This is a genomic window from uncultured Azohydromonas sp. (assembly GCF_937926365.1).
GTDB lineage: Bacteria > Pseudomonadota > Gammaproteobacteria > Burkholderiales > Burkholderiaceae_C > Azohydromonas.
Genome location: NZ_CALAOH010000008.1, coordinates 1 through 15,223, shown reverse-complemented (window position 1 = coordinate 15,223; position 15,223 = coordinate 1). Strand labels below are relative to the sequence as shown.

The window sequence follows — 15,223 nt, the reverse complement described above, 5'->3', positions numbered from 1 at the left end:
GCGGTGCGCACGAGCTCGCGGTTACCCCAAAGAAACTTTGAGAGACCCCCATGCAAGACCCCCGCGCCTTCCTCCGTTCCCTCTTCGACGCCGCCGTGGCCCGCGCGCTGCCCGCGGAGAACATTGCCGCGCACCTGCCCGGGCCGCCCCGGGGCCGCACGCTGGTACTGGGCGCGGGCAAGGCGGGCGGCGCGATGGCGGCGGCGGTGGATGCGCTGTGGCCGGCCGACGCGCCGCTCTCCGGCCTGGTGATCACCCGCTACGGCCATGTGCCGCCCGCCTATGCGGCGCGGCCCGGCCGCATCGAGGTGGTGGAGGCGGCGCATCCGGTGCCGGACGATGCCGGGCTGCAGGCGACGCGGCGCATCGTCGAGCTCACGCGCGGGCTGACGGCCGACGACCTGGTGCTGTGCCTGATCTCCGGCGGCGGCTCCGCGCTGCTGAGCCTGCCGGCCGAGGGCCTGTCGCTGCAGGACAAGCAGGCGATCAACCGCGCGCTGCTGCGCAGCGGCGCCTCGATCGACGAGATGAACTGTGTGCGAAAGCATCTTTCCGCCGTGAAGGGCGGGCGGCTGGCCGCGATGTGCGCGCCGGCGCGGGTGCTGACGCTGGCGATCTCCGACGTGCCCGGCGACGACCCGGCCGTCATCGCCAGCGGTCCCACGGTGCCAGACGCCACCCGCTGCGCCGACGCGCTGGCGATCCTGGAGCGCTACGGCATCGAGCTGCCGCCGGCCGCGCGCGCCGGGCTGGAGAGCGGCGCCTTCGAGACGCCGGCGCCGGGCGATCCCTGCTTCGACGGCCACGCGCTGCACCTCATCGCCACGCCGCAGCAGAGCCTGGAGGCCGCCGCGCAACTGGCGCGCGCGCAGGGCGTGGAAGCGCACATCCTGTCCGACGAGATCGAGGGCGAGAGCCGCGAGGTGGGCAAGGTGCACGCGGCCCTGGCGCGCGCGGTGGCGCGGCGCGGCGAGCCCTTCTCCAGGCCCTGCGTGATCCTGTCCGGCGGCGAGACCACCGTGACCGTCAAGTCCAAGGGCGGACGGGGAGGGCGGGCCACCGAGTTCCTGCTGGGCTGCGCCCTCGCGCTGCAGGCGCAGGAGCGGCTGTGGGTGCTGGCGGCGGATACCGACGGCATCGACGGCGTGGAGGACAACGCCGGCGCCATCGTCACGCCCGACACGCTGGCGCGCGCCCGCGCGGCGGGCCTGGATGCCCGCGCCTTCCTCGACCGCAACGACGCCTACAGCTTCTTCGCCGGCCTGGGCGACTTGGTGAGCCCAGGCCCCACCTTCACCAACGTCAACGACTTCCGTGCGCTGCTGATCCTGTAGCCGCGCACCGCGCGAACCGCCACGCCTCCACGGCGCGGCAATGGCCTGCGGCCCCGAGCCGCGGTCCATTGCCGCGCCGTTTTGCTTTTGGGCGCGCGCGCCGCATCGCCGAGGCTTCCGGCCCGGCGCCCCCTGAGCGCGGGGGGCGAATCGGCCCCTGACGGGCGCTGCCACGCCTGCCGCCGACCTGCCCAACCGCTGCCATCAGGGAAAACACCTCCGCACAGGGACGTGACGTAACGCAGAACGTGCACTATCTTTGTATACAAAACAAGGACACGAAAAAACGGGAAGGCCGGACACGGCCCGAGCCCGTGGACCCTGGAACGTCGCGAGACGTGCACGACCCACCAATGGAGAAAGCATGAGCACTGTCGTTACTGAGCTGGCCGTGGGCACCGGTGCCGCACCGGCGCATGGCCACGAGGAGTCCAACGCCCTGATCAAGCCGGGCTACGACCCCCGGTTGACCAACGAGGACCTGGCCCCGCTGAAGAAGCAGACCTGGGGGCAATACAACATCTTTGCGTTCTGGATGTCGGACGTGCACAGCGTGGGCGGCTACATCACCGCCGGCAGCCTGTTCGCGCTGGGCCTGTCCAGCTGGCAGGTGCTGGTGGCGCTGCTGGTGGGCATCTGCATCGTGCAGTTCTTCTGCAACTTGGTGGCCAAGCCCAGCCAGGTCACCGGCACGCCCTACCCGGTGATCTGCCGTGCCTCCTTCGGCGTGCTGGGCGCCAACATCCCGGCCATCATCCGAGGCCTCATCGCGGTGGCCTGGTACGGCATCCAGACCTACCTGGCCTCGGCCGCCTTCATGGTGCTGGCGCTGCACTTCTATCCCAACCTCGCGCCTTATGCCGACGTGCAGCAGCACGGCTTTGTCGGCCTGTCCGCGCTGGGCTGGGTGGCCTTCATGGTGATGTGGGTCCTGCAGGCTTTCGTGTTCTGGCACGGCATGGAGTCGATCCGCAAGTTCATCGACTGGGCCGGCCCCGCCGTCTACGTCGTGATGGGCGTCCTGTGCGGCTGGCTGGTGTGGAAGGCCGGTTGGGACAACATCAACATGAACCTCGGCGGCGTGAAGTTCGAAGGCTGGGATGCGCTGCCGGTGATGCTCTCGGCCATCGCGCTGGTGGTGAACTACTTCAGCGGCCCGATGCTCAACTTCGGCGACTTCTCCCGCTACGGCAAGAGCTTCGACGCGGTGAAGAAGGGCAACTTCTGGGGCCTGCCGGTCAACTTCCTGTTCTTCTCGCTGCTGACCGTGGTCACCACCGCCGCCACGCTGCCGGTGTTCGGCGAGCTGATCACCGACCCGGTGCACACCGTCAGCAAGATCGACAGCACCACCGCCGTCGTGCTGGGCGCGCTGACCTTCATGGTCGCCACCATCGGCATCAACATCGTCGCCAACTTCGTCTCGCCGGCCTTCGACTTCTCCAACGTCAACCCGCAGAAGATCAGCTGGCGCACCGGCGGGATGATCGCCGCGGTGGGCTCGGTGTTCATCACGCCCTGGAACCTCTACAACAACCCCGAGGTCATCCACTACACGCTGGACGTCCTGGGTGCCTTCATCGGCCCGCTGTTCGGGATCCTGATCGCCGACTACTACCTGGTGAAGAAGCAGGACGTGAAGGTCGATGACCTCTACACGCTCAGCCCGTCGGGCCGCTACTGGTTCAGCGGCGGCTACAACCGCAAGGCCATTGCCGCCCTGGTGCCCGCGGCGCTGATCCCGATGCTGTGCGTGCTCATTCCCTCCTGGCGCGGCGCGGCCAACTACGCCTGGTTCATCAGCACCGCGCTGGGCTTCGTGTTCTACGCCCTCCTCAACACCAAGCAGCGCTGACCCCTCGTGAAGCCATGAAGATCAAGATCATCAACCCCAACACCACCGCCAGCATGACGGCCAAGATCGGCCAGTGCGCGCGCGCGGTGGCCCGGCCTGGCACCGAGATCGTGGCGGTGAGCCCCGCCATGGGGCCGGTATCCATCGAGAGCCATTACGACGAGGCGCTGGCCGTGCCGGGCCTGCTGCAGGAGATCGCGGCGGGCGAGCGCGCCGGCATGGATGGTTACGTCATCGCCTGCTTCGGCGACCCGGGCCTGCAGGCCGCCCGCGAGCTGGCCCGCGCGCCGGTGGTCGGCATCGCCGAGGCGGCGATGCACATGGCCAGCCTCGTGGGCAGCTCCTTCAGCGTGGTGACGACGCTGGCGCGCACCAGCGGCATCGCCTGGCACCTGGCCGAGCGCTACGGCATGAAGCGCTTCTGCGCCAACGTGCGCGCCTGTGAGCTGCCGGTGCTGGAGCTGGAGCATCCCGGCTCCGATGCGCGCAGGCGCATCCTCGACGAGTGCCGGCGGGCGCTGGACGAGGACGGCTCGGACGTGATCGTGCTGGGCTGCGCCGGCATGACGGACCTGTGCCGCGACATCTCCGACAGCCTGGGCGTGCCGGTGGTCGATGGCGTGGCCGCCGCCACGCAGCTGGTGGAATCGCTGGCGGTGTTGGGCCTGCGCACCGGCAAGCGCGGCGAGCTGGCCCGGCCGCCGGCCAAGCCCATGCTGGGGCTGCTCAAGGAGTTCAGCCTGCAGCCGGCCGAGTTGCGCGCGGCCTGAAGCGAAGCGGGAAGGGCGCTTGCCTAGAATCGGGCCATGCCTCGTAGCAAGCGCCCCGTTCCCGACGAGGTGGCCGCCTCCGCCACCGAAGAAGACCTGCCCGAAAGCCGCGGCGCCAGCGCCGATGAGATCGCCCGCGACCTCGCCGCGGCGATCGTTGACAAGCGGTTGCCGCCCGGCACCCGCTTGCGCGAAGAAGCGCTGGGGCGGGTCTACGGCGTGAGCCGCACCAAGATCCGCGCCGCGCTGCTCACGCTCTCGCGCGACAAGCTGATCCAGATCGTCCCGGACAAGGGCGCCTTCGTGAGCAAGCCCAGCGTGCAGGAAGCGCGCGAAGTGTTCGCGGTGCGGCGCGTGCTGGAAGCCGAGGTGGTGCGGCTGTTCGTGGCCCAGGCCAAGCCGCGCGACTTCGCGCTGCTGGAGCAGCACATCAAGATCGAGCGCAGCACCCTGGAGCCGCCCACCAGCGGCAGCGCGCGCGAGAAGCTGCTGGGCGACTTCCACGTGGTGCTGGCCGAGTGCGCGGGCAACGCCACGCTGGCCGAGCTGGTGCGCGAGATGGTGGCCCGCAGCTCGCTCATCGCGATGCTCTACCAGTCCACCAACGATCCCCACTGTTCCTCGGACGAGCACCAGGACCTGCTCAAGGCCTGCCGCAGCGGCGATGCCAACGTGGCCGTGGCCTGCATGAACGAGCACCTGTTGCGCGTGGAAGCCAACCTGCGGCTCGACGGCAGCGCGCCGGACCGGCAGCTGGACCTGGTGAAGGCGCTGTTGAGCTGATTTCAGCGCCCGACAGCAACAGCAAACTTCGTCACCGGGAGCCCAGGCGGCACCCAAGCCGCCGCAAGCCGATTGGGTTGAGCGCCGGGGCTTGGGTCCTGGTTCGCAGCGCCCAGGCTTCGCGCTGATGTGGGGCCGCCTGGATTCCCGCCTTCGCGGGAATGACGAAGTAGAAGGGCAGCCTCCCGTGCTTCGTCCCGCAGAAACGCTTCGACTTTCCCCGGACAGGACAGTAGTGCGCCTGCGCGGGGATGGCGAAGCGGATCTTCAGCCCACGTCGCCGCTGGCCCGCCTTTGCAGCCCGGCAACGTCCAGGATGCGCAGCTCCCGCTGCCTGACCTCCAGCAGCCCTTGCTCCTGCAAGCCGGTGAAGGTGCGGCTGACCGTCTCTTCCTTCATGCCCAGGTAGCTCCCGATCTCCTCGCGCGTCATGCGCAGCACGAGGGCGGAGCCCGAGTAGCCCAGCGCCTGCAGCCGCTGCGCCAGGTTGAGCAGGAAGGCCGCGAGGCGCTGCCCGGCGCGCATGCTGCCCAGCAGGAGCATCACGCCGTGGTCGCGCACGATCAGGCGGCTCATGGCTTTCAGCAGCTGGCGCTGCAACACGTGCGCGCCGGGCGAGGGGGCTTCCAGGGAATCGAAGGGAATCACGCAGACCTGGGCGTCCTCCAGGGCCACGGCGTCCACCGCATGCCGCCCGGCATCGAGGGCGGCGAGGCCCAGGAGATCGCCCGGCATCTGGAAGCCCGTGACCTGCTCGCGCCCGTCCTCGGCCGTGGCGCAGGTCTTGAAGAAGCCGGTGCGTACCGCGTAGAGCGAATCGAAGCGGTCGCCGGCCCGGAAGAGGCTCTGCCCACGGGCCACCGGGCGCTGTGCATTCACCAGGGCGTCGAGTTGCGCGAGCTCCCAGTTCGACAGGTTGGCCGGCAGGCACAGTGCCCGCAGGCGGCAACCGGAGCAGGGCACCTTGCCCAGCTCCGGGGCGGCGAAGGGATGCTGGGTGGACATGATGGACGCCTCTGGACAGCCAAGGCCGAAGGCAGGCCGACCTCGGCTGCTGGTCCTTCAGTGCAGCAGGTCGAACAGCGCCCGCGCCACCACCTTGGTGGCGCGGCGCAGATCCTCCAGCTCCACGCGCTCGTCGTTGCGCTTGGCGTGGCTCTCCAGCACGGTGCGCGGGCCGGCGCCGTAGATCACGGCCGGGATGCCGCGCTCGCAGTACAGGCGCACGTCGGTGTAGAGCGGGGTGCCGGAGGTGGGAATCTCCTCGCCGAACACGGCGCGGCCGTGCTGCTGCAGCGCACGCACCAGCGGCTCGTTGCCGGGCAGGGGCTGCATCGAGCGAGCCAGCAGCAGGCGCTTGACCTCGACACTGATGCCCGGGCAGGCGGCGGCCGCTTCGTTGACCACGCGACGGATGTCGTTCTCGACCTGCACCGGATCTTCCTCGGGGATCATGCGGCGGTCCAGCTTGAACGACACCTTGCCCGGCACGACGTTGGTGTTGGTGCCGCCCTCGATGCGGCCCACGTTGAGGTACGGATGCTTGATGCCCGGCACCTTGGAGCTCACCTGCTTGTAGAGCAGGTTCTGCGTGTAGAGGTCGTTGAGGATGCGCACGGCGCCCTGCAGCGCATCGACGCCGGTGTCGGGAATGGCGGCGTGCGCCATCTTGCCGTGCACCGTCACTTCCATCTGCAGGCAACCGTTGTGTGCCGTAACCACCTGGTAGCTGAAGCCCGCGGCCAGCGCCAGATCGGGCCTGGTCAGGCCGTTCTTCAGCAGCCAGCCCGGGCCCAGCTCGCCGCCGAACTCCTCGTCGTAGGTGAAGTGCAGCTCCACGCCGCCCTTGAGCTGGGCGCCCAGCGCCTCCAGCGCGCGCACGGCGAAGGTGAAGGTGGCGAAGTCGCTCTTGCTGACGGCGGCGGCACGGCCGAAGAGCTTGCCGTCCTCGATCTCGCCGCCGTAGGGGTCGTGCGTCCAGCCATCGCCGGGCGGCACCACGTCGCCATGGGCGTTGAGCGCCACGGTCCGGCCCTGGCCGTAGCGGCGGCGCACGATGAGGTTGGTGATGCTCTGCAGGCCGCCGGCCTTCACTTCATCGGCGGGCACGGCGTGCTTCTCGGCCTCGAAGCCGAAGGCCGTGAGCAGCTGCGCGGTGCGCTCGGCATGCGGCGCGTTGTTGCCCGGCGGCGTGTCGGTGGGCACGCGCACCATCTCCTGCAGGAAGCGCACTTCCTCGTCGAAGTGGGCGTCGATCCAGGCGTCGAGTTGGTTGTAGGGGGTGGTCATGGTCATCTCTAGAGGGCAGTCACGGTGGCGCTCGGATTCGTCATTCCCGCGCAGGCGGGAATCCACGAATGCCGGGCCGCACCGCGTGTGGCGTGGATGCCCGTCTTCGCGGGCATGACGGTGTTGTGGCTTGCGGCCGGGCTCACTGCAGTTGCGACAGCAACTGGTTGAACGCCTGCACGCACAGCTCGGCGTCGTCGCTGGTGATGGTTTCCAGCGGGTTGTGGCTGATGCCGGCATTGCCGCCGCGCAGGAACAGCATCGCCTGCGGCATGGCCTCGTGCAGCTTCATCGCGTCGTGCCCCGCGCCGCTGGGCATGCGGAACACCGGCAGGCCCAGCGCCTGCACGGCCTGCTCCCAGCGCCGCTGCCATTCGGGCGCGCTGGGCGCGGCCGCCGCGCGCATGGTCTCTTCCAGCTTCAGGCTCACGCCGCGGCGCTCGCAGATGCGCTGCGCCTCGGCGCGCACGTCCGCCAGGCAGGCGTCGCGCACCTCGTTGGTGGTGGCGCGGATGTCCAGGCTGAAGCGGCAGCGCCCCGGCACCACGTTGATGGAGCCGTTGGGCACCTCCAGCATGCCCACCGTGCCCACCAGGTCCGGCACCTGCGCCGCGCGCTGCTCCAGGTACAGCACCAGCTCCGCCACCGCCGCGGCCGCGTCGCGCCGCTGGCCCATGGGCGTGGTGCCGGCATGGCTAGCCTGGCCGATGACCTCGCCCATGAGGCGCACGCTGCCGTTGATGGAAGTGACCACGCCCAGCGGCAGGTCCAGCGCGTCCAGCACCGGGCCCTGCTCGATGTGGACCTCGACGAAGCCGAGGTAGTCGGCGGGGTTGCGCCGCAGCGACGCGATGTCCTCGATGGACAGCCCGGCGTCCCGCATGGCCTGGCGCATGGAGATGCCCTGGGCATCGACCTGGTCCAGCCAGCCCCTGTCGAACTGCCCGATGAGCGCGCCCGAGCCCAGGAAGGTGGCCTTGTAGCGCTGGCCTTCCTCTTCCGCGAAGCCCACGACCTCGATGCCGAAGGGCAGCCGCTTGCCCGCGAGCTTCAGTTGCCGCACGCAGGCCATGGGCACCAGGATGCCCAGCCGCCCGTCGTACTTGCCGCCGTTGCGCACCGTGTCGTAGTGGCTGCCGGTGAGCAGCCGCTTCGCGCCCGGGTCGCTGCCGTGGTAGACGCCCACCACGTTGCCCACGGCGTCGATGCGCACCTCGTCGAAGCCGCAATCCTGTTCCATCCACGTCGCCAGGCGGCGAGCGCAGGCCTGGTGCGCCTCGGTCAGGTAAGTCACCGTCAGGGCGTCGTCCTGGTCGCTGTCTTGCGCCAGCGTCTCGGCCCAGTCCCATACCAGGTTGCCCTGGACCGGCTCGAAACCGAACTTGTCGTTGAGCCGGATCTCCGCGATGCGGTGGATGTTGCGCAACGCCTCGGCGAATTCGAAGTCCGGGTGGTTCGCCAGCCGACGCTCGAAGGTCTCGATGATCTGCCGCTTGTCCAGCCCCGCGCCGCGCGGGCCGCGCACGGCCAGGATGAAGGGCCAGCCGAAGCGGGCGTTGTAGTCGGCGTTCAGGCGCTGCAGCTTCTCGAACTCCTCCGGCGTGCAGGCCGTCAGCCCCGCCTTGCCCTGCTCGTGTGTGGACTCGGCCGTGAGGGTCTTGGCGACCATGGCCTTGCCGGCGAGCTCCGGGTGGGCACGGATGAGGCCAAGCTGCGCCTCGCGCCCGGCCGCGCGCAATTCCTCCACCAGCGCGCGCTTGAGCTGCGCCAGCGTGGTGAAGGGGCGCCGGTTCCAGGCGGCCTCGGCAATCCAGGGCGAGTGCTCGTAGACGCCATCCAGCATGGCGGTGAACTGCGCCTGGCTGGAGGCGTTGAGGTCGGAGAGAGTCAGCATGTGTTTCCCGGATGAAGGACGTTGATGCGAAACGCCGAAGCGGCTGAGAAGTTGCCTGAAAGTGTATACACAAACGTATGCCAGATAAGATTGAAAACTCGCGATCAGGGGTATCGCCGCGCGGTCGGCCCGGGTACCCAAGGCGCGGTAAGCCGTGGCGAATGGGGCGAAATGCCCTGCAGCGCAGGCATTTTTCAAGAGTGACCGATTCGAGTGGAGGCCTTCGATGCCCATCGTCAATGCCCTGCAGGTCGTGCTGCGGGGCCTGGCGCAGATCTTCCTGCTGCGCACGTCCACCGCTGGCGCGCTGGTGCTGTGCGGGCTGCTCCAGGCCTCCGCGACGCTGGCCGCGGCCGCGGTGCTGGGCAGCGCCCTGGGCTCCGGCCTTGCGCTGCTGCTCGGCCAGGCGCAGGAGGACGTGCACCAGGGCCTGCATGGCTACAACGCCGCGCTGGCAGCGATGGCGGCCAGCGTGTTCTTCCAACCCTCGGTGCTGGTGCTGAGCCTGGTCTTCGGCGCGGTCGTCGCCATTGGCCTGGCGTTGCAGGCGTTGCGCCGCTGGTCCCTGCCTGTCTATACCGCGCCCTTCGTGCTGGCCCTCTGGTGTGCCTGGGCCGTGCTCGCGCCGATGAAGCTCCAGGCCGGCGCGGGTCCCGCGCCCGGGCCTGGAGAACTGGTGGTGATCGACGGCTTGCTGCACGCGCTGGCCCAGGTCGTGTTCCTGCAAAGCGTTCCGGCCGCGATGTGCGTGCTGTGCGCGATCGCCCTGGAGTCGCCGCGGCTGGCGCTGCAGGCCCTGGCGGCTTCGGGCTTGGCGCTTCTCATCGGGTTGCTGATGGAGATGCCGGACGCCGCACTGGCGGCGGGCCTGGCGGGCTTCAACGCCGTGCTGTGCGTGCTGGCCCTGGGCCGGCACGCCACGCTGATGCAGACGGCCGTGGCGGCCTCCGGCGCCACGCTGTTGTCGCTGGCGGCGCAGCGCGCCGGCATACCCGCCCTGACGGCGCCGTTCATGCTCTGTACCTGGGCCGTGCTGTGGCATCGGGCGCTGGCGCGTTCGCACGCTTGAGTCCACGTCGTGATGACGACTTGAAATGTTTCAGCTTCGCTCAAGAAGTGAAACCGGTCAGCATTCAGTTTCCACTGGTAAAACTGGTGGCCCCTGAATATGCCCCGTGGAATAGGCGCTATTCCGCTGCGAACCCGTCACTTGGGGTTTACGCGAAGGGCGATGAATACTGAGGTGTATACACTTTCGGCATTGTCGCCGCGGAGCCCGCGCAAGCACTTCATGCCTTGCCCAGGTTGCGACCTTCGCTCCTCACAGAGCCCGCTGTGGTGAGGGGAAGAAGCCGGTAGCGCCACGCTGCCGGCACTTCCTGCGGTATCACCAATGGACGTTTCCTACCTCATTGACTGGGCCAACCTGCTGCTGCGCTGGGCCCACGTCATCACCGCCATTGCCTGGATCGGTGCCTCCTTCTACTTCGTCATGCTCGACAACAGCCTCAGTGCGCCCACGCACGGGGACCTGAAGAAAAAGGGCGTGGACGGCGAGATGTGGGCCGTGCACGGCGGCGGCTTCTACCACTCCAACAAGTACATGGTGGCGCCCAAGTGGCTGCCGCTGCCCGAGAACCTGCACTGGTCGTACTGGGAGAGCTACTCGACCTGGCTCACGGGCTTCGGGCTGTTCACGGTGCTCTACCTCTTCAACGCCGGCACCTTCCTGGTGGACAAGTCGGTGTTCGACTGGTCGCCGGGCGCGGCCATCGGCGCGGCGCTGGGATTCCTCGCCGCCTTCTGGCTGATCTACGACGCCATCTGCCGCACGCTGGGCCAGCGGAAGAACGGGGATGTCGTCGTCGGCGCCTGCGTCGTCGCCTTCGTGGTCTTCGCCTCATGGCTGGCCTGCCAGCTCTTTGCCGGGCGCGCGGCCTTCCTGCTGGTGGGCGCCATGCTCGCCACGACGATGAGCGCCAACGTGTTCTTCTGGATCATCCCGGGCCAGCGCAAGGTGGTGGCGCAGCTGCGCGCCGGCCAGCCGGTGGACCCGATCCACGGCCAGCGCGGCAAGCAGCGCAGCGTGCACAACACGTACTTCACGCTGCCGGTGCTCATCGCCATGCTCTCCAACCACTACGGCTGGCTGTACCAGGGCAAGAACAACTGGCTGGTGCTGGTGCTGCTGATGCTCGCCGGCGCGCTCATCCGCCACAGCTTCGTCTCGCGCCACAAGGCCCACGTGCTGGGCAAGCGCACGCCCTGGGAGCATGCGGTGGTGGGCACGCTGGCCCTGGCCGGCATGGCCTTCTGGCTGGCCCCGCCGCCGCGCAGCGATGCCGGCATGGCCGCCGCGCCGCAGCAGCCGGTGGAGTTCAAGCAGGTGCAGGCCGTGGTCGAGCAGCGCTGCGCCCTCTGCCACAACGCCCAGGTGCAGAGCAAGAACGTGGCGCTGCACACGCCGGAGCTCATCCGCGTCAACGCCCAGGCGGTGTACCAGCAGGCCGTGGTGCAGAAGTCCATGCCGCTGAACAACACCACGCAGATCACCGACGCGGAGCGCACCCTGATCGCCCGTTGGTTCGAGGCCGGCGCGCACGCGCAGTGAGCCGCTGACCCACCACCCCCCAGGTAGCAGAAGCGGCCGTGCCCGGACCTCGGCCGGCCGCCCGTGAGCAGGAGAAACCCATGTCCACTGTCAATACGCTGGAGGCGTCCGACGCCTTGGCTGAAACCGCCGTCGCTGACGGCAAGCAGCCCGTTCACCCGGTCGACGAGGTCCTGCCCGCCGGCAAGCTCGCCGTGCTGGGACTGCAGCACGTGCTCGTCATGTACGCAGGCGCGGTCGCCGTGCCGCTGATCATCGGCGGCGCCCTGAAGCTGCCCAAGGACCAGATCGCGCTGCTGATCAACGCCGACCTGCTGTGCTCGGGCATCGTGACGCTGATCCAGGCCATCGGCTTCTGGCGCTTCGGCATCCGGCTGCCGGTGATGATGGGCGTGACCTTCGCCGCCGTGGGCCCGATGCTGGCCATGGCGGCCAATCCGGCACTGGGGCTGACCGGCATCTTCGGCTCGGTCATCGCGGCAGGCATCTTCGCCACGCTTGCCGCCCCCTTCATCAGCCGCCTGCTGCCGTTGTTTCCGCCGGTGGTCACGGGCGTGATCATCTCGACGATCGGCCTGTCGCTGGTGCGCGTGGCCGCCAACTGGGCCGGCGGCGGCGTGGCCAACCCGAACTTCGGCGATCCGCTGTACCTCGGCGTGGCGCTGGTCGTGCTGCTGTCCATCGTGCTGATCACGCGCTTCGTGCGCGGCTTCTTCGCCAACATCTCGGTGCTGCTGGGCCTGGTGATCGGCTTCGTGATCGCGCTGGCCCTGGGCCAGGTGAGCTTCGCCGGCATCGCCGAGGCGCCGTGGGTTTCCGCGGTGGTCCCGTTCGCGTTCGGGGCACCCACGTTCGACCTGGTTGCGATCGCCACCATGTGCGTGGTGATGATCGTGGTGATGATCGAGTCGATGGGCATGTTCCTCGCGCTGGGCGACGTGACGCAGAAGAAGGTCGGCATGGAAGACCTCGCCCGCGGCCTGCGCGTGGACGGCCTGGGCACGCTCATCGGCGGCATTCTCAACACCTTCCCGCACACCTCGTTCTCGCAGAACGTGGGCCTGGTGAGCGTGACGGGCGTGCGCAGCCGCTACGTCTGCGTGGCCGGGGGCTTCATCATGCTGGCGCTGGGCATGCTGCCCAAGCTGGCGCTGGTCGTGGCCTCGGTGCCGCAGTTCGTGCTCGGCGGCGCCGGCATCGTGATGTTCGGCATGGTGGCGGCCACGGGCATCCGGATCCTGCACTCGGTGGACTTCCGCGGTGGCAAGCGGCACAACCTGTACATCGTGGCCATCAGCATCGGCATGGGCCTGATCCCCGAGATCTCGCCCAAGTTCTTCAGCAAGATGCCGCACGTGCTGGAGCCGCTGCTGCACAGCGGCATCCTGCTGGCGGCCGTCACGGCGGTGGTGCTGAACCTGATCTACAACGGCTGGGAGCACGCGAAGGAAGGCGCGCACGCCCATTGATGCCCCCGGCGGGCCGGCCGCGCGCACGATGCCGCCGGCTGGCCCTGGCTCACTCCAAGGGACACGGTGCGAGCGCAACAAGATTTACATAATTACCCTTGGCGCGTGGGCGCCGGCATTGCGGGTGGCCTCCGATGCATGAACCATGCAATGGGCCGGTGACCTGGCGCCTTTCGTCAGGACGAGCGCACGTCCTGATAGCGCCGCTCCAGTTCCTGCCGCAACTGGCGCCGTACCCTGGCCTGCTCGAAGCGGCGCTTTTCGTCGGGTGTGGCAGGCCGCAGCGGCGGCACGGCCACGGGCCGGCGATCGTCGTCCACCGCCACCATCGTGAAGAAGCAGCTGTTGACGTGGCGCACCACCTGGCTGCGGATGTCCTCGGCGATGACCTTGATGCCCACCTCCATCGACGAGGTGCCGGTGTGGTTGACGCTGGCCAGGAAGGTGACGAGCTCGCCGACGTGGATGGGCTGGCGGAACATCACCTGGTCCACCGACAGCGTGACCACGTAGCGCCCGGCGTAGCGGCTGGCGCAGGCGTAGGCCACCTGGTCCAGCAGTTTCAGGATGGTGCCCCCGTGCACGTTGCCGGAGAAGTTGGCGGTGTCGGGGGTCATCAGCACCGTCATGCTGAGCTGGTGGCTGGGCAGGTCCATAACGATTCTCACGAAAAAATGCGATCGCAACGGCTGATCCGCCATCGCGACCGCGAAAAGCCTGGACTGCGGCCCGACCCTGGCCGCGGGCCGCATTCCGTCCGGGCATGCCAGGCCTTGCAGTCGTCAGAAGCGGTGCTGCACGCCCATCATGACGCCGGTCTGCGTGTCGCTGAAGCCCGTGACGCCTTGAGGACTCACGTCGCGCGTCAGGCCCACCGGCTGGCCGTTCCTGGCGCGGGCGTGGGCCGTGACGGCGTACAGGTCCGTGCGCTTGGACAGCGCGTACTTGGCGCGCAGCACCAGCATCTTCGGGTCGGCCTCGGGGGCGACGTTGCGCTGGTCCTGGAAGTACAGCGCCGCGGTCACCCCCAGCGCCGGCGTGGCCTGCCAGTTCACGCCGGCCCAGTAGGTGTTGGCGCGCAGCTCCGTGCCGCCGCCGGCGGGCTCCTGCGTGAAGTGGCGCGCGCCGCCCTTGAGGGCGAAGGCGTTGTTGATCTTCCAGCCCAGGCCCAGGTGATAGGTCGTCGTCTTGCTCTGCGGCGCCGCGCTCGTCGGGGCGTTGACGCGCTCGCCGGTCAAGGCGGCGCTCAACGGCCCCGCGGCGTAGCCCACGCCCAGGGCATAGCGCCGGCCCGCGCTGCTGTCGCCCGCCACCTCGCCGAAGCCGTAGGAAGCTCCCAGCTTGAAGCCGCCGAAGGTGCCCTGGTACTTCAGGAGGTTGTCGAACGCGGTCGTCATGCCGTAGGCGCTGCGCCCTGCCGCGCTGGTGCCGCTGGCCGCCGTGGCCCAGGAATAGGCCGGCGCATAGCCCATCGGGTCGAAGGGCAGGATGAAGTCGTAGGCCGTGGTGTAGGAGCGCCCGGCGACCAGCCGGCCGAAGCCGCCTTCCAGGCCCACGTTGGCCTGGCGGCGGAAGAGCGGGTTGTCGTTGGCGCCGGTATCGATGGAGATGCCGCTTTCCAGCTGGAAGATCGCCTTGAGCCCGCCACCGAGGTCCTCGCTGCCGCGCAGGCCCCAGCGCGAGGAGTTCTGGCCGCCGGAGGTCAGCCGCGTGACCGAGCCGCCCATGGCACTGGCGTGGTTGACGACCTCGACACCGGCGTCGACCAGGCCGTAGAGCGTGACGCTGGACTGGGCTTGCACGGCGGCGGCCGCGGGCAGCACGGCCATCGCGATGGCGATTTTCTTCATCAGGGGTCTCCTTGGAGTGGAATGCTTGAAGGGACACCGCACCCGTGGCGTGCGGTTGCTGGAGCACGCGCGGCACGGGCGCGTGTCCAGGTGCGGGCTCATCTGCGGCGGTGGCAGATGCCGCTTGAAGAGTCAGGGCTTGCGGCGAGGCGGCAGCGACGCCGGCCCGGCCAGGCGCTTCGTCACCGCGCCTGCGGCGCGGCGTGAGGGCTGATGCAGGGCCATGTCAACGGCTGCACGCGCTGCTGCAGCCGTGCACGGCCCTGGCGCTGGCTTGCAGCGCGCGCGGGATCAGACCCTTTCGAGCACCACGGCAATGCCCTGCCCCACGCCGATGCACATGGTGCACAGCGCGTAGCGCCCGCCGC

At 69.1% G+C, this 15,223-nt stretch carries 12 protein-coding genes; 7 read left to right on the top strand and 5 right to left on the bottom strand.

Going from position 1 to position 15,223, the window contains the following annotated elements; all coding sequences use genetic code 11:
- Window positions 1-50 precede the first annotated feature (50 nt).
- The 4 genes from Q0741_RS00465 (at window position 51) to Q0741_RS00450 (ending at window position 4,742) form a co-directional block, all read left to right on the top strand.
- Window positions 51-1,334, top strand: a complete 1,284-nt coding sequence (locus tag Q0741_RS00465) for a glycerate kinase (protein WP_298231236.1) — start codon at window positions 51-53, stop codon at window positions 1,332-1,334.
- 364 nt (window positions 1,335-1,698) lie between these two features.
- A complete protein-coding gene (locus Q0741_RS00460) occupies window positions 1,699-3,189 on the top strand; it encodes an NCS1 family nucleobase:cation symporter-1 (protein ID WP_298231235.1) in 1,491 nt (496 codons plus the stop codon).
- 14 nt (window positions 3,190-3,203) lie between these two features.
- A complete protein-coding gene (locus Q0741_RS00455) occupies window positions 3,204-3,959 on the top strand; it encodes an aspartate/glutamate racemase family protein (protein WP_298231234.1) in 756 nt (251 codons plus the stop codon).
- A gap of 36 nt (window positions 3,960-3,995) precedes the next feature.
- Complete coding sequence (locus Q0741_RS00450; protein WP_298231233.1) at window positions 3,996-4,742, top strand: GntR family transcriptional regulator; 747 nt, start codon at window positions 3,996-3,998, stop codon at window positions 4,740-4,742.
- A 267-nt stretch (window positions 4,743-5,009) separates the two neighbouring features.
- Here the strand turns inward: Q0741_RS00450 and Q0741_RS00445 are convergent, their stop codons facing one another.
- The 3 genes from Q0741_RS00445 to Q0741_RS00435 all read right to left on the bottom strand — a co-directional run bounded on the left by Q0741_RS00445 (window position 5,010) and on the right by Q0741_RS00435 (window position 8,925).
- Window positions 5,010-5,747, bottom strand: a complete 738-nt coding sequence (locus Q0741_RS00445) for a helix-turn-helix domain-containing protein (RefSeq protein WP_298231232.1) — start codon at window positions 5,745-5,747, stop codon at window positions 5,010-5,012.
- Window positions 5,748-5,804: 57 nt separating this feature from the next.
- Complete coding sequence (locus Q0741_RS00440) at window positions 5,805-7,031, bottom strand: ArgE/DapE family deacylase (RefSeq protein ID WP_298231231.1); 1,227 nt, start codon at window positions 7,029-7,031, stop codon at window positions 5,805-5,807.
- 142 nt (window positions 7,032-7,173) lie between these two features.
- Window positions 7,174-8,925 (bottom strand): allantoate amidohydrolase, encoded by a 1,752-nt coding sequence (locus tag Q0741_RS00435; RefSeq protein WP_298231230.1) that lies wholly within the window; start codon window positions 8,923-8,925, stop codon window positions 7,174-7,176.
- Between the two features lie 226 nt (window positions 8,926-9,151).
- Between Q0741_RS00435 and Q0741_RS00430 the strand changes: the two genes are divergently transcribed.
- The 3 genes from Q0741_RS00430 (at window position 9,152) to Q0741_RS00420 (ending at window position 13,005) form a co-directional block, all read left to right on the top strand.
- On the top strand, window positions 9,152-9,994 hold the full coding sequence (locus Q0741_RS00430; RefSeq protein ID WP_298231229.1) for an urea transporter: 843 nt from the start codon (window positions 9,152-9,154) through the stop codon (window positions 9,992-9,994).
- Between the two features lie 324 nt (window positions 9,995-10,318).
- A complete protein-coding gene (locus tag Q0741_RS00425; RefSeq protein ID WP_298231228.1) occupies window positions 10,319-11,536 on the top strand; it encodes a urate hydroxylase PuuD in 1,218 nt (405 codons plus the stop codon).
- A gap of 80 nt (window positions 11,537-11,616) precedes the next feature.
- Window positions 11,617-13,005: a nucleobase:cation symporter-2 family protein gene (locus Q0741_RS00420; RefSeq protein ID WP_298231227.1), complete on the top strand. Its 1,389-nt coding sequence runs from the start codon at window positions 11,617-11,619 to the stop codon at window positions 13,003-13,005.
- A 176-nt stretch (window positions 13,006-13,181) separates the two neighbouring features.
- On the opposite strand, the gene Q0741_RS00415 is transcribed toward Q0741_RS00420, so the two are convergent.
- On the bottom strand, window positions 13,182-13,661 hold the full coding sequence (locus Q0741_RS00415; RefSeq protein ID WP_298231268.1) for an acyl-CoA thioesterase: 480 nt from the start codon (window positions 13,659-13,661) through the stop codon (window positions 13,182-13,184).
- A gap of 126 nt (window positions 13,662-13,787) precedes the next feature.
- A complete protein-coding gene (locus tag Q0741_RS00410; RefSeq protein ID WP_298231226.1) occupies window positions 13,788-14,855 on the bottom strand; it encodes a porin in 1,068 nt (355 codons plus the stop codon).
- Window positions 14,856-15,223: the final 368 nt, after the last annotated feature.

Bases quoted from the DNA above. Each gene is read 5' to 3' on its own strand.
- Q0741_RS00465 (WP_298231236.1), top strand. From the start codon at position 51: ATGCAAGACCCCCGCGCCTTCCTCCGTTCCCTCTTCGACGCCGCCGTG.
- Q0741_RS00460 (WP_298231235.1), top strand. From the start codon at position 1,699: ATGAGCACTGTCGTTACTGAGCTGGCCGTGGGCACCGGTGCCGCACCG.
- Q0741_RS00455 (WP_298231234.1), top strand. From the start codon at position 3,204: ATGAAGATCAAGATCATCAACCCCAACACCACCGCCAGCATGACGGCC.
- Q0741_RS00450 (WP_298231233.1), top strand. From the start codon at position 3,996: ATGCCTCGTAGCAAGCGCCCCGTTCCCGACGAGGTGGCCGCCTCCGCC.
- Q0741_RS00445 (WP_298231232.1), bottom strand. From the start codon at position 5,747: ATGTCCACCCAGCATCCCTTCGCCGCCCCGGAGCTGGGCAAGGTGCCC.
- Q0741_RS00440 (WP_298231231.1), bottom strand. From the start codon at position 7,031: ATGACCACCCCCTACAACCAACTCGACGCCTGGATCGACGCCCACTTC.
- Q0741_RS00435 (WP_298231230.1), bottom strand. From the start codon at position 8,925: ATGCTGACTCTCTCCGACCTCAACGCCTCCAGCCAGGCGCAGTTCACC.
- Q0741_RS00430 (WP_298231229.1), top strand. From the start codon at position 9,152: ATGCCCATCGTCAATGCCCTGCAGGTCGTGCTGCGGGGCCTGGCGCAG.
- Q0741_RS00425 (WP_298231228.1), top strand. From the start codon at position 10,319: ATGGACGTTTCCTACCTCATTGACTGGGCCAACCTGCTGCTGCGCTGG.
- Q0741_RS00420 (WP_298231227.1), top strand. From the start codon at position 11,617: ATGTCCACTGTCAATACGCTGGAGGCGTCCGACGCCTTGGCTGAAACC.
- Q0741_RS00415 (WP_298231268.1), bottom strand. From the start codon at position 13,661: ATGGACCTGCCCAGCCACCAGCTCAGCATGACGGTGCTGATGACCCCC.
- Q0741_RS00410 (WP_298231226.1), bottom strand. From the start codon at position 14,855: ATGAAGAAAATCGCCATCGCGATGGCCGTGCTGCCCGCGGCCGCCGCC.